The organism is Lactobacillus sp. RTP31084st1_F9_RTP31084_210423 (assembly GCF_040919545.1).
GTDB classification, from domain to species: domain Bacteria; phylum Bacillota; class Bacilli; order Lactobacillales; family Lactobacillaceae; genus Lactobacillus; species Lactobacillus paragasseri.
Map to the genome: position 1 here is coordinate 234,585 of NZ_JBCOVH010000002.1, position 13,972 is coordinate 248,556.

At 34.5% G+C, this 13,972-nt stretch carries 15 protein-coding genes and 2 pseudogenes; 8 read left to right on the forward strand and 9 right to left on the reverse strand.

Features of this window, described 5'->3' with window-relative positions:
* The first annotated feature begins 143 nt into the window (after positions 1-143).
* Positions 144-1,697 carry a glutamine-hydrolyzing GMP synthase gene (gene guaA / locus AB5359_RS06380; protein ID WP_048687122.1) on the forward strand — a complete coding sequence of 518 codons (1,554 nt, stop codon included), beginning with the start codon at positions 144-146 and terminating at the stop codon, positions 1,695-1,697.
* A 195-nt stretch (positions 1,698-1,892) separates the two neighbouring features.
* Here the strand turns inward: guaA and AB5359_RS06385 are convergent, their stop codons facing one another.
* The gene (locus AB5359_RS06385; protein WP_077410116.1) at positions 1,893-1,982 is read right to left on the reverse strand and encodes a putative holin-like toxin; all 90 of its coding nucleotides are present in this window, start codon (positions 1,980-1,982) and stop codon (positions 1,893-1,895) included.
* A 158-nt stretch (positions 1,983-2,140) separates the two neighbouring features.
* Entirely contained in the window at positions 2,141-2,476 is a 336-nt protein-coding gene (locus AB5359_RS06390) for a helix-turn-helix domain-containing protein (protein ID WP_048686128.1), read from the reverse strand.
* A gap of 155 nt (positions 2,477-2,631) precedes the next feature.
* Between AB5359_RS06390 and AB5359_RS06395 the strand changes: the two genes are divergently transcribed.
* Positions 2,632-3,651: a zinc-binding alcohol dehydrogenase family protein gene (locus AB5359_RS06395; RefSeq protein WP_048686130.1), complete on the forward strand. Its 1,020-nt coding sequence runs from the start codon at positions 2,632-2,634 to the stop codon at positions 3,649-3,651.
* A gap of 158 nt (positions 3,652-3,809) precedes the next feature.
* On the opposite strand, the gene AB5359_RS06400 is transcribed toward AB5359_RS06395, so the two are convergent.
* Positions 3,810-3,899: a putative holin-like toxin gene (locus AB5359_RS06400; RefSeq protein ID WP_077410118.1), complete on the reverse strand. Its 90-nt coding sequence runs from the start codon at positions 3,897-3,899 to the stop codon at positions 3,810-3,812.
* Between the two features lie 234 nt (positions 3,900-4,133).
* Here AB5359_RS06400 and AB5359_RS06405 point away from each other — a divergent pair, with 234 nt between their 5' ends.
* Entirely contained in the window at positions 4,134-4,661 is a 528-nt protein-coding gene (locus AB5359_RS06405; RefSeq protein WP_048686125.1) for a TetR/AcrR family transcriptional regulator, read from the forward strand.
* Positions 4,662-4,676: 15 nt separating this feature from the next.
* Positions 4,677-5,258 (forward strand): NAD(P)H-dependent oxidoreductase, encoded by a 582-nt coding sequence (locus AB5359_RS06410; RefSeq protein WP_368279848.1) that lies wholly within the window; start codon positions 4,677-4,679, stop codon positions 5,256-5,258.
* Positions 5,259-5,447: 189 nt separating this feature from the next.
* On the opposite strand, the gene AB5359_RS06415 is transcribed toward AB5359_RS06410, so the two are convergent.
* Positions 5,448-5,537, reverse strand: a complete 90-nt coding sequence (locus AB5359_RS06415) for a putative holin-like toxin (protein WP_077410116.1) — start codon at positions 5,535-5,537, stop codon at positions 5,448-5,450.
* 241 nt (positions 5,538-5,778) lie between these two features.
* Here AB5359_RS06415 and AB5359_RS06420 point away from each other — a divergent pair, with 241 nt between their 5' ends.
* The 3 genes and pseudogenes from AB5359_RS06420 to AB5359_RS06430 form a co-directional block, all read left to right on the forward strand.
* Positions 5,779-6,240: a hypothetical protein gene (locus AB5359_RS06420; RefSeq protein ID WP_020806553.1), complete on the forward strand. Its 462-nt coding sequence runs from the start codon at positions 5,779-5,781 to the stop codon at positions 6,238-6,240.
* Positions 6,241-6,297: 57 nt separating this feature from the next.
* On the forward strand, positions 6,298-6,588 hold the full coding sequence (locus AB5359_RS06425; protein WP_003649506.1) for a hypothetical protein: 291 nt from the start codon (positions 6,298-6,300) through the stop codon (positions 6,586-6,588).
* A gap of 49 nt (positions 6,589-6,637) precedes the next feature.
* A pseudogene (locus AB5359_RS06430) lies at positions 6,638-6,859 on the forward strand (DUF4160 domain-containing protein); the annotation flags it as partial.
* 91 nt (positions 6,860-6,950) lie between these two features.
* On the opposite strand, the gene AB5359_RS06435 reads toward AB5359_RS06430, so the two are convergent.
* The 5 genes and pseudogenes from AB5359_RS06435 to oxc all read right to left on the reverse strand — a co-directional run.
* On the reverse strand, positions 6,951-7,862 hold the full coding sequence (locus AB5359_RS06435; RefSeq protein WP_048686253.1) for a prenyltransferase: 912 nt from the start codon (positions 7,860-7,862) through the stop codon (positions 6,951-6,953).
* 110 nt (positions 7,863-7,972) lie between these two features.
* Complete coding sequence (locus AB5359_RS06440) at positions 7,973-8,482, reverse strand: methylated-DNA--[protein]-cysteine S-methyltransferase (protein ID WP_048686255.1); 510 nt, start codon at positions 8,480-8,482, stop codon at positions 7,973-7,975.
* Between the two features lie 85 nt (positions 8,483-8,567).
* A complete protein-coding gene (locus tag AB5359_RS06445) occupies positions 8,568-9,080 on the reverse strand; it encodes a hypothetical protein (RefSeq protein ID WP_003649502.1) in 513 nt (170 codons plus the stop codon).
* A gap of 206 nt (positions 9,081-9,286) precedes the next feature.
* Positions 9,287-10,645 carry a formyl-CoA transferase gene (frc, locus tag AB5359_RS06450; protein ID WP_048686257.1) on the reverse strand — a complete coding sequence of 453 codons (1,359 nt, stop codon included), beginning with the start codon at positions 10,643-10,645 and terminating at the stop codon, positions 9,287-9,289.
* 5 nt (positions 10,646-10,650) lie between these two features.
* Positions 10,651-12,384: pseudogene (gene oxc, locus AB5359_RS06455) on the reverse strand (oxalyl-CoA decarboxylase); the annotation flags it as partial.
* 357 nt (positions 12,385-12,741) lie between these two features.
* Between oxc and AB5359_RS06460 the strand changes: the two are divergent.
* Positions 12,742-13,923 carry an AEC family transporter gene (locus tag AB5359_RS06460; RefSeq protein ID WP_020806547.1) on the forward strand — a complete coding sequence of 394 codons (1,182 nt, stop codon included), beginning with the start codon at positions 12,742-12,744 and terminating at the stop codon, positions 13,921-13,923.
* Positions 13,924-13,972: the final 49 nt, after the last annotated feature.

The following is a 13,972-nucleotide window of genomic DNA, read 5'->3' on the forward strand; positions in this document are numbered from 1 at the left end:
TATTTATATTTTATCGATCAAGAAATGAATACGCTATTTTAATGCTTAGGGATAGAAAGATAAAAGAAATGATTGACCAATTGAATTTTTCTTAGTAAAGTTTCTAGTAAATGGGGATGAATTATTTTTAGAAGGAGAAAATTGTGGCTAAGACTAATCTAAATGATTTTGACAAGATTATCGTGCTTGATTTTGGTAGTCAATATAACCAACTGATTACTCGTCGAATCCGTGATTTTGGTATTTATTCAGAACTTTTGCCTCATGACTTGAGCATTGAAAAGATTAAGAAAATGGCACCTAAAGGAATTATCTTTTCAGGTGGTCCTAACAGTGTTTATGATGAAGGCGCATTAAAGGTTGATCCCGAAATCTTTAAGCTAGGTATTCCAATTTTAGGTATTTGTTACGGGATGCAGCTGATGAGTTACGACTTAGGTGGCAACGTAGAAAAGGCTGATAATTCAGAATATGGCCGTGCAGATATCGAAGTAACTGATCCAAATGCGGTCTTGTTTGAAGGTTTACCTAAAGAGCAATATGTATGGATGAGTCATGGAGATTTAGTGACTAAGGCACCAGAAGGCTTTAAAGTTACTGCTAAGAGTAAGAACTGCCCAATTTCTGCAATTGCTAATGATGAAAAGAAATTCTATGGAATTCAATTCCATGCGGAAGTTCGTAATTCAGAATATGGGTTAGATATTTTAAAGAACTTTGCATTCAATGTTTGCGATGCAAAAGCTAATTGGACAATGGACGATTTCATTGACATGCAAGTTGATGAAATTCGTGAAAAAGTCGGTGATAAGAAAGTCATCTTGGGCCTTTCAGGTGGTGTTGATTCAAGCGTTACAGCAACACTTTTGCACAAGGCAATTGGTGATCAATTGACTGCGATTTTTGTTGATCATGGGATGCTTCGTAAGGACGAAGGCGACCAAGTAATGCAAGCCTTGAACAAGGATCTTGGTGTAAACATTATTCGTGTTAATGCACAAGAAAGATTTTTGAATAAATTGAAGGGCGTTACAGATCCTGAACAAAAGCGTAAGATCATTGGTAAAGAATTTATCGAGGTCTTTAATGAAGAGGCTAAAAAGCTTAAGGATGTTGATTTTTTAGCTCAAGGTACGTTATATACTGATGTGATTGAATCAGGTACTAATACTGCTCAAACAATCAAGTCTCACCACAATGTTGGGGGCTTGCCTAAGGACATGCATTTTGAATTGATTGAGCCACTTCGCAAATTGTTCAAGGATGAGGTTCGTGAACTAGGAGAAAAATTAGGTATTCCACACGACTTAGTATGGCGTCAACCATTTCCAGGTCCAGGTCTTGGTATTCGTGTACTTGGCGAAGTTACCGAAGATAAGCTCAAGATTGTGCGTGAAAGTGACGCAATTTTACGTGATGAAATTAAAAAAGCAGGACTACAAGAAGATATTTGGCAATACTTCACAGTACTTCCTGGTATCCGTTCAGTTGGCGTTATGGGGGATGGACGTACTTACGACTACACTATTGGTATCCGTGCTGTAACTTCAATTGATGGAATGACAGCTGACTTTGCAAAAATACCATGGGATGTATTAAGTAAGATTTCTACAAGAATTGTAGATGAATGCGATCATATTAACCGTGTAGTTTACGATATTACCAGTAAGCCACCTTCCACAATTGAGTGGGAATAATAGAATCTACAATAAAGCTCGCAATTAACTTTGCGGGCTTTTAGTTTTTAAAATATGCTATAATTTAAGTAAAGAAAAAGGAGATCCGAAGATCTCCTTTGCAGCCCGCTTTAAGAGCGGTGGTCGACATTATAAAAAAAACGTTGAAAACGACGCTCTATAACTCGCCAAAGTTATATAAGTAGAGCGGCGTTTTTATTTTTTGTGGTGGTCGATGTAAGTTAGCAAGGCTAACACAAACGTACCAAACAAAAGCATTAAAGAAATGCTTTCGTAAACCGACATGGTTGAACCCTTTCTGCAGTGTATTGACCATAGGCTTCACCTCCGGGAGGAAAAACAACCGCCGCTCATAAAACTTTCTGCGGAAATAATTATACAGAAACTGTGTTTGTAAAAGAAGACGAACAAGATAAAAAGCTCGCAATTGATTTTGCGGGCTTTTATTTATGGCCTAAATTATACTTCACGCCCCATTTTTCCATTTCTAAAATTAATGGAGTTAAAGAATTACCAAGATTAGTCAATCTATAGCTTGTTTTTGGAGGAACGGATGGATAAACAGTTTTACTAATAATTTGATCATTCTCAAGTTCTTTTAGCTGAAGTGATAGCATTCTGCGTGAACAATTAGGCATTAGTTTCTGCAACTCATTAAAGCGGCAGTTTTTTTGTTTAATTAAGTGATAGATGATCACACTTTTCCACTTACCAGAAATTATTTGTAATGTACTTTCTACTGGGCATCCTTCAGCGCAGTCATAAATATGGCGCTTCATGTAATCAACCTTTCCTGCAATCTTATGTCTAATTTTATTGCAGAAAATATTTTTCGACTAGGGAAGAAATTGTTACTTAGTAAGAAAAAATTCACTTCTTGTTTTCAAATATATTAATTTTACTATTAATTAGTAAGAAAAATAAGGAGGTATTTATGAAAGCTATAGGTTTTAAAAAGCATTTAAATATTGATAATCCGGAAAGTTTAATCGATTTGGAAATAAGCATCCCTGTTCCTAAAGAACATGATTTATTAGTAAAAACTAGTGCGGTTTCAGTAAATCCAGTAGATGTAGGAGTTAGAAAAAGTGGTAGAACTATCTTGAAGAAACCAAAAGTTATTGGTTGGGATACTTGTGGAATAGTCGAAAAGGTTGGTGCTAAAGTCACTTTGTTTAAACCCGGAGACCGGGTGTTTTATGCTGGCTCTTTTATTAGACCAGGCAGTAATAGTGAATATCAATTAGTTGATGAAAGAATTGTAGGCCATGCTCCTAAAGAATTAACTGATGAAGAAGTTGCTGCAATGCCACTAACTTCCCTTACTGCTTATGAAGCTTTATTTGAACAAATGGGATTAGAGCTAAATTCAAGTAAAAATAAAGGGAAAAATATTTTAATTATTAATGGCGCTGGCGGAGTAGGGTCGACGGCTACTCAACTGGCGCATTTAGCTGGCTTGACTGTTATATCGACAGCTTCTAGACCAGATAGTATTGCTTGGACTAAAGATCATGGTGCTGATTATGTGGTTAACCATCGAAAAAATCTAATAACACAAGTAAGAAAAATAGGTTATAAATACGTCGATTATATTTTAGAATTAAATGATCTTGATGGACATTGGAAAGAAATGTGTGAATTAATCAAGCCAGAAGGACATATTGTTTCAATTACTGAGAATCATCGTCCGATTAATTTAAGATTGTTGACTAAAAAGAAAGCACATTTTTCTTGGGAATGGATGTACACAAAATCTTATTATCATACTGATGATATGATTAGCCAGCATGAAATCTTAGATAAGATTGCGCAGATGCTGGATAATGGTAAATTGAAAAGCACTTTAAATAAAACGCTGTCTCCTTTAAACGCGCAAAACTTACGTAAAGCACATAAGTTAGTAGAAAGCGGTCATATGACAGGTAAAGTTGTTGTTTCTAAATGGTCGTAAAAATAAAATATATGCTATAATTTAAGTAAAGAAAAAGGAGTTCAACTGAACCTGAACTCCTTTGCAGCCCGCTTTAAGAGCGGTGGTAAAAATTATAATACTTTGTACGAAAAATCGTTCAATATAACCCTACCAAAGTTATAGTATTGAGCGGTTTTTTATTTTTTGTGGTGGTCGATGTAGGTTAGCAAAGCTAGCAAAAACGTACCAAACAAAAGCATTAAAGAAATACTTTCGTAAACCGACATGGTTGAACCCTTTCTGCAGTGTGTTGACCATAGGCCTCACCTCCGGGAGGAAAAACAACCGCCGCTCATAAAACTTTCTGCGGAAATAATTATACAGAAACTGTGTTTGTAAAAGAAGACGAACAAGATAAAAAGCTTTCAATTAATTTCGCGAGCTTTTAATTTTTCTTTACTTCTTGAGATAACAGCGTTATCATTTTGACTAAAGATAACATCGTTATCTAGGAGGTGCATATGAATACACAAGATAAGTTGGTTGGTAAGACTATTACTGTCATAGACAAATATGGGTATCAAAATTTAAGTTTAAGAAAGTTAACAGCTACACTGGGATTAACTACAGGTGCTTTTTATAAGCATTTTAAAAGTAAAGACGCCTTATATGAAAAAGTAGCAATTGAATTGTCACGTAATTTTATTGATAAGATATCTTTACCTGATAATGCGACAGCTCAAGAAAGATTATTAATAATTGCTAAAAACTTTTGTCAGTATGTAGATCAACATAGTAATTTAGCCGAATTTTTGTTTTTTAATCCAACTACTTTAAAAGCATTTTCTACTAAAAGATCAAAATATGATTTTTTAAATAAAATGAAAGTTTTAGTTAATGAACTAAATCCAAAAAAGAATGTATCAAATCAAGAGCTATTTATCCAAATATGGTCATTTATTCAAGGATATGCTGCTTTAGTTAATAATAAAATAGTCGAATACGACGAGGATTTAGTGAAAAGGACACTAGATGAGTTTTTACAGTAGAAAAGAGAATATTTTATGGATTGCTTGATTATTTATTGTCATCCCTACGATAAAAGTTTTAATCATGCTGTACTGGAAAATGTAGAAAATAATTTAAAACAAAATAATAAGGATTACAAATTAATAGATTTATACAAAGATGGTTTTGTTCCAATTTATGATCTCGAAGAAATGCGATTGTTTCATACCGGACAGACGCATGATCCTTTAGTAAAAAAGTATCTTAGTTGGTTGAAAGAAACACCAGAAGTGATTTTTATTACTCCATTTTGGTGGAATGGAATTCCCGGAATGTTAAAAGGATTTATTGATAAAGTTATGAAAGAAGGACCAGGACTGTCACATACAGTTACGAAAACTGGCATCCATGGTGAACTAACTAATGTTAAACATACCTACATTTTTACTACTTCAACTTCTCCAACATTTTATTTGAAACTGTTTTTAGGAAATTGTATTAAAAGAATTTTTGTCAATAAGACTTTAAAACAATTAGGAATGCAAGATCGCCATTGGTATAACTTAGGTGGCATTAGCAATTCCTCAATTGAAAAACGTAAGAAGTATTTGAAGAAGATAGCTAAAATTAACTTATAAAAAGATTCAACATAGTAAATCAACTATCAATAAAATATTTCTTGTAAAAATATGCTATAATCAAAATAAAGAAAAAGAAGATCTTCGGATCTCCTTTGCAGCCCGCTTTAAGAGCGGTGGTTTTAAACGTTAATTTTTACGATGAACGCTACTCAATAACTGACCAAAGTTATACATTGAGCGGCGTTTTTATTTTTTGTGGTGGTCGATATAAGTTAGCAAGGCTAACACAAACGTACCAAACAAAAGCATTAAAGAAATGCTTTCGTAAACCGACATGGTTGAACCCTTTCTGCAGTGTGTTGACCATAGGCCTCACCTCCTGGAGGAAAAACAACCGCCGCTCATAAAACTTGCTGTGAAGATAATTATAGCGAAAGTTTGTTTGTAAAAGAAGACGAACAAGATTAAAAAGCCCGCAATAAAAATTTAAATAAAATATTAAAACTCCCAACAAAAATTGGGAGTTTTTTGCGTAATAAGGATTAGAAATAAAATTTTTAGTAGAAGAGGAAAAATCATGGAATATATTAAAAAATTATTTGCTGATCCAAAAATGTACAATGAAGTTGAGTTTGGTAAGAAGATTCATGAAGAGAATGTATTACTAAAATTGATGCAAGAAATTCTTCCTGAAGAACATGTTGTATCAGCCGGATTTCGTTTTCCCGAAGATAAGGATAATCGAAATATTTTTGCTAAAACTGCTGATGGAGAAACTATAATGATTGGACTGCTTGTAGCTGATAAAGAAACTTGGCCGAGTGGTTTAAACTATCTTCAAAATATGTTGAAAGATGAAGTCTATCGTTTTATGAGAAATGAATTATTGCTTTGTAGAACTTATTTTATTTTGTTAACTCCAGTAGATCCATGGAAAAATGGAAGAGAAAAATACACTATTTCATTTCGAAATGAGCAATCAGAAGAATTGACTGAGATGCTTAAATCTAAGTTAGTTATTGTTTGTCCAGAGAATTAAGAGGTAATAGCTTTGCGCAATTTAGATATAGATAGATAAAATAGAAAGGAGAAGATAATGATTTTACTGATGAGAAAAGGTGAGAGAATGTTATATCCATACATTGAATTGCCAGATGAAACGATTATTACACATTCGGAAATTTTAGAAAATAACTCCGTTTTGATTAATTTTGAACAGCCTTATGATGACGGATTTAGGGAAGCAAGAATTGAGTTGCCAAGTTATAAGTGGTTATATAATGACGGCTTTAGTAATGAACAAATAAAGTTCTTTGTTCAATTTGCACATAAAAATGCTGCTGTAATTTATAAATATGCTAGATTAGGTGGAATAGATAATGCCTAATATTTTTAGTACTTTAGGATATCATATATATTTTTAGTCAAATGAGAATGATGAACCTATTCATGTTCACGTATCTAAAGGAAGACCAAACGCTCATGCAACAAAGTTTTGGCTTACTAAATCTGGAGGATGTGTGCTGGCTAGTAACGGAAGTAATCTTAGCAGTCATGATATTAATAAATTGATTGATGTTATTACGGCGCAATACGATTTGATTTGTGAAAGCTGGTTGAAATACTTTAATGCAAAGCAAATTCAGTTTTATATATAACCAAATGGTTCTAAATCAAAACTATATTTTATAATTAATGCCAAAAAGCTCGCAATTAATTGCGAGCTTTTTACTATGCTTAGATTAATTATTACCATACTAATCCTATAAGCGAGAAGATGATTTCACTGACTAGTACTAACAAAACATTCATTAAAATTCCTTTAAACGTAGTTTCTTTATGAGGATCCTTAACAAAGGTTCTAGTTGAACGATAAACTAGTGGAATGGTGAGTAAACCGCCGAAAGCAAGGGTAGGTAGATAGTGCAAGACAACGCTTAGAATTAAAAAAATATATGCTAAAACGTAATATATGCATAAAACAATCAAAGCATTCTTACGACCAATATAAAATGGGAGAGTTTTACGACCAATTTTAACGTCTTCTTCTACGTCACAAATATTGTTGGCTAGCATTACGTTGGCAATAGCAAAGATCGCAGGGCAGGCAACAATGATTGCTTTAGCCCAGAAAAAACTATCAAAGGGATGGATGTTGTAAATATTGACGTAGATACCTAAAAGAGTGATGTTATAACCCATTGTAATTCCAGAGGCGGGTTCGCCAAAAGGAGTTTTCAGAATTGGGTAAGGACCGCCTGAGTAGCAATAACCAATTAAGTAGCTAAAGAAACCGATTAAGAGAATTATCCAACCGACTTTAAAACTAAGTATGATGCCAATAGTCGCAGAAACAAGGGTTAATAGAATAATTACATTTCTAGCCCATTTTTGGGAGATGTTGAATTTTTCTAAAATATTATTGTAACTAGTAACATGATTTTTCTTATAGCGAAGATAATCAGTATATTGATTATGGCCATTAACGGCTAAATGAAAAGAAATTACGGCTAGAAAAAGCCAAAGACAATAAGATAAATTGAAATGGTGATAATAGTAACTAGCCATTAATGAGCCAATAATATATGGCAAGGCTGAAATGATAATTGTCTGTATTTGAACAAGTGCGTTAAATTTTTGAATTATAGAGTATTTTTTCATAAGTAATTACCTTAAATAGTGATTACTTAAAATTATAGTCTAAACTTTGCTAAGTTGAAAAGAATGATGAAAATGGAAACTCAGTAAAATTATATACAAGTTTATTTTTATTAAGGCTTTTTAAACTGGCTTATGTCTACTCCTTCAAGTTGAAGTAGTTTAATCTTTTTATCAATACCACCACCATAACCGGTTAAATTGTGGTTAACGCCGACAACACGGTGGCAAGGAACAATAATGCAGATATGATTTCGACCAACAGCCCCACCAGTTGCTCTAATAGGTAAATGTTTTTTATCTTGTGCAGCTTTCATAGCGATATCTTCATAAGTAGTAGTTGTCCCATAAGGGATTTTTAGTAAGGCTTGCCAAACTCTTTTCTGGAAATCAGTACCAGTAAGGTGCAATTGAGGAATAAAATTAGGCTCTTTTCCTTGAAAATAAATATTTAACCATTTTTTAGCAGAAGATAGATATTTGTTTTCTCCTTCGGAATAGTTTTTTGCAAGAATATCTCCATAGTAACGATCAGTATCTAGCCATAGACCAACTAGACCTTGCTCGTCACTAGCGAGCAAGATTTTCCCAATAGGTGAATTGTAGTAAGAAATAGTTTGCATGAAATACATCCTCTTTTGTTTAATATATATCAATTCTCAGCCTAGCAAAAAGACCAGTGACTTAAAGTGTTCACTGGTCTTTTCATTATTTAGCGATCTTATGTACCTTATGTGCAATGACCATTTCTTTATTACGGTCAGTATAAATCGCATCTTTGAGATAATTTAAAGGTTGTCTTAACAAACCTTTATTAGCTAAGAATAAAAAATCTGCATGATGATGATTCAAATGACGCAAATATCTTTTAGCGTTCTTAATCTTAGCATGATGCTCTAAAGCAAGTTTGGGCTCAAAGTCAGTAATCTTATGTTCAGCATTATATACTGGCGTAACTTTGTGATGCCACTTGTCGATATGGTGGGTATTATGTGCACCAATTTCTTTACTTGCCTTAACAATGTCTTTTTTAGTGGCTAAATTATCTTGATGCTTTAACTGTGAGTTTTTGTCATAGTAGTAATTTCCAAGGCCATCTTGACGATAAAGCTGCAAATTCTTTAATGACTTATCTTTATTATCAACAGTTACCTTCAGAACATCGCCATTTTTATGATTCATAAGATACATATCATGGTCAATTGTGTAATTATCCTTCATGACTAAAATATCCACCTCTTTTATTTATATCTGAATGATATTATAGCCACATTTTAAGAGAAAGTATAGTGATTAAGTTATAGTTTTAATCAATTATTAAATTAGTTAAACTTTATTAATAATTAAAAATATTATTACGCTAAAAGGCAGTTAGAAATTAATCCTAGCCGCCTTTTAGTGTATATACTTAAATTTATTAATCTTAATTAGTGTTCTTTTCCATCAATGATAACGTGAACACGAGGATTCTTTGGACCTTTGGCTTTAGAAATAACGCCCTTGTTAACTAAATCTTCGATTTGATCTGCATCATAACCAAGTTCAGTTAAAATTTCCTTGTTGTTTTCACCAAGGTCAGGTGCTCTGTCATAAGCTGGTTTGTAGTTTGAAAGACTGAATGGTAAACCAATAGTCTTGAACTTACCACGATTACCACCTTGGTCGATAGTAACGATTGTACCATCGCTATTTAGATCTGGATCGTTTTCAAGTTCGTGCCAGTCTAGAACTGGTCCAACTGGAACGCCAGCAGCACCGAGCTCTTTAGTTAGAGTATATTTATCGTATTGCTTAGTGTAGGCTTCAATTAATGGGTATAATTCTTCTTTGTGTAATTGACGGTGTTGCCAGTCGACAAATCTTGGATCTTTTTCCCATTCTGGGTGACCCATGGCTTCACACATCTTATCCCATTTCTTATTTTCGTTTTGAATAACGATGTATACATATGCATTAGGATCAGTTTCCCAACCCTTAGCCTTGTAAGTCCAACCGATAACTTGTCCACCTTCAGTGTTCTCAGCACGCGGAATTGCCTTGCCCCACTTCCAGTCAGGGTAAACTGCATAGTGAGGTAAAGCACCCAAGTTATCAAGCATAAGTTGGTCACGTAACTTAATACGGCAAAGGTTAAGAACAGCATCTTGCATTGATTGATAAACAAAAGTACCTTCACCTGTGTGCTCACGTTGTAATAAAGCAGCTAAAATACCGATAGCTAAGTGCATACCAGTATTTGAATCACCTAGAGCAGCTGCAGATTGAGTAGGAACATTGTTTGCACCTTTGTTCCAACCTGTTGCAGATGCAGAACCACCAGCAGCTTGAGCAACTGGTTCAAAGGCTTTAACATTTTCAAAACGTGATCCTTCGTTAAATCCCTTTAATGAAGCATAAATTAATCTAGGATTGATGGAGTGAAGCTTTTCCCAACCAAAGCCGTTACGATCAGCTGAACCTGGTGCAATATTTTCAACAAAGACATCAGCTTTTTTGGCTAAATCGTACATAATCTTTTTACCTTCAGGAGTCTTAATATCCAAAGTTAAAGATCTCTTGTTGGCATTTAATTGTAAGTAGTAAAGACTCCATGAATCTTTAATATCAAGCAATTCATTTCTAGTTGGGTCACCGGTATTAGTACGTTCAATTTTAATAACATCAGCACCGAGCCAAGCTAAAAGTTGAGTACATGATGGACCTGATTGGACTTGAGTCCAGTCAACAATTTTAATACCTTTTAATGGAGCATATTCATTTTGTTCGTTTTTTTCGTTTTCACTCATTTTAATTACTCCTCATCAATTTTCTTTTGTTCAGCTTCTTCAAGAGGCTTTAAGTTTAATTCTGGGTTTAAATTACCAATGTGGCCTGATTCTTTGCCCATTGAAGGATCAATTTGAACGTTGATAATACTTGGACGGCCTGAGTCAACCGCTGTAGCAAAAGTATCTTTCATTTGTTGATAGTTAGTTACGTAGTAATTATCACCGCCGAAGGCTTTAGCAATTAGGTCATAGCGACCAGTTGGATCAAGTGTAGTTGGACCCAATTGATCTGGAACAACATTATCAACACCATTATAAATACCACCATTGTTAATAACGACAACAGTAATTGGTAAATTGTAACGGCACATTGTTTCAACATCCATACCGTCAAAACCAAATGCACTGTCCCCATCTAAGGCAACAACATGCTTACCAGTTTCGACAGCAGTAGCGATGGCATACCCCATGCCAACACCCATGACGCCCCAAGTACCAGTATCAAGTCTGTGGCGAGGAAGTTTCATACCAATCATGTCACGACCAATATCAAGGGTATTAGCACCTTCACTTACAAGGTAGGTGTCTGGATGTTCTTGGAAGTAATCATTAATAGGTTCGATAGCGCCATAATATCCAAATTCTGGGTTAGTTTCCCCAGCTTTAATTCTTTTAGCGAACTTAGCGTCATTCTTAGCAGTATCTTGAGCAATTGCATCAAGCCAGTCAGAAGGTACCTTGTAGCCAGTTGCAGTAAGAGCTGGAACTAATTTATTTAAAATAGAGGTTAAGTCACCTTGAAGTGGTGCAGAAATCTTTTGTGCAGAATCAAATTGGGTTGCATCAATATCTAATTGGATAAACTTAGCATCTGAGTTAAATTGTGGTGCATCACCATATGAAAGCATCCAGTTTAATCTTGCGCCAATTAGAATTACTACGTCTGCATTCTTTAATGATAATGAACGAGCAGCAGCAGCAGAGTGTTTGTCGTCATCTGGAACAAGACCTTTAGCCATTGACATCGGTAAGAATGGAATATCGGTCTTGTTAATCAATTCTTGAACTTGCTTTTCAGTTCTGTCATAAGCAGCACCTTTACCAAGAATGATCAAAGGCTTTTTAGCTTGTTTAATGATGTTAACTGCACGGTTAATTGCATCGTCACTTGGTTCTTGAAGTGGAGCTGGATCAACTAACTTGTAAACAACCATGTTCTTTTCACCCAGGTCATCATTAAGTTGGGCAATAGTGTCAGCTGGTAAATCAAGGTAAACACCACCTGGTCTACCAGATACAGCAGTACGAATAGCACGTGCAACTGCTAGACCAACATCTTGTGCTCGATCAACACGGTAAGCTTTCTTACAGAAAGGCTTAGCAACATTATATTGATCTAAACCTTCGTAGTCACCTTGAGCTAAGTCGATAGTATGACGTTCTGAAGAACCAGAAATCATAATTAATGGAAAACAGTTTTTAGTAGCTTGTGCTAAAGCAGTTAATCCATTCAAAAAACCTGGTGCGGAAACAGTCATTGCTACACCAGGTTTTTTAGTTAAAAATCCGGCAGCTGCGGCAGCGTCTACGGCTGAGTCTTCACGACGAAAGCCATAATACTTCATTCCTCTTAATTCAGCTAATCTAGCTAAATCAGTAATCGGAATACCTACAACTCCGTATAAGTTGTTAATACCATTTTTTTGTAAAGCGTCAATTAATAAACTGGCACCAGTTCTATTTAAAGAGTCATCTACCGTAACGTAACCTCCATGGTAATGATAATTACTATTTTATATAAAAGCGCTATTCCAAAATGGGATTGCGTACAACTAATTTATAACTTTTTTTGAATTTGTTAGCAAGAAAAAAACTATAAAAAAACTTTTATCTCAGTATAAAAAGCGCTTTCTAAGTATGAATATATAATAGTTATCTTCTATTAACTGTTTCTTATATATTGCTTCTGATATATAGTGAATTTAAAATAACGATTTTGTCAGAATTATGAAATCGTTCCACTTGCTTATATTTTGATAAAGTCTATATTTAGTTTGTGATGAAGAAAGTTTTCATCGGGAATAAACTGGTCAGATTATGAGCGAGGTATAGAGATGATTAGTATCTTAATCAATGACATAATCCCAATTTTGGTGATTATGTTACTAGGTTATCTCTGCGGAAAGTTTTACTTTTTCGATAATGATCAGAGACAAGGATTAAATAAATTAGTTCTTGATATCGCATTACCAGCAGCTTTATTCATTTCAATTGTTAAAGCTACCAGAAAAATGTTTGCGCAAGATATCGTATTAACGTTAATTTCTATTGTTGGTGTAGTAGGTCTATTTATGTTGAGCTACTACTTAGATAAATTGTTGTTCCACAGAACTACGCAACAAGCAGCTGTTTGTGCTTTGATTGCAGGTTCCCCAACAATTGGTTTCCTTGGTTTTGCTGTATTAGATCCTATTTATGGAAATAATGCAACAACTAACTTAGTTATTGGAATTGTATCGATTGTGGTTAATGCTATTACCATTCCATTGGGATTAGCTTTAATTAACAAAGGTCAAACCTTAACTAAGAAGAAAGCTAAAGCAAATCCAAATAATAAGGGAACTAAAGTTGAAGTAGAAGACATAAAGGGAAAGGGCTTAAATAAGACTAAGAAGAAGGTCGTGGTAACTATTCCCGATGGTGTTCCAGTTACTGATGCGGAAGCTAAGGCTTTGAAAGAAAAGGGGATTGAGCGTGAAATTGATTTAGCTCGAGCAGAAATTGCTGATCATGCTGATGAGCCTCATAAGCCGATGAACCCAACTTTGAAGTCTGTAATTAATGCTATTAAGCAACCAGTTGCGGCAGCTCCATTAATTGCGGTTATTTTAGTTTTAATTGGAATTAGAATTCCTACTTCTTGGGCCCCAACTTTTGATTTAATTGCTAAGGCTAACGCGGGTGTTGCTGTTTTAGCAGCTGGTCTTGCCTTATCTACAGTTAAATTTTCAATTGACAAAGAAGTTATTTGGAATACTTTCTTTAGACTATTCTTAACACCGGCAGTGATTGTTGCAGCAGCATATCTTTGCGGTATGGGATCAGATCCTACCAAGATTTCAATGCTTTGTTTGGCAACCGGATTGCCACCAGCATTTTCTGGAATTATTATTTCCAGCCGCTACAATATTTATGTCAAGGAAGGTGCAAGTTCAGTTGCAGTTTCAACTGTCTTCTTTGCAGTCAGCTGTATTTTCTGGATTTGGCTATTACCAATTTTGGCACATATGTTTTAGAGAGAATTTATATATAATTAAGAGACAGGATGTTAACCTGTCTCTTTTT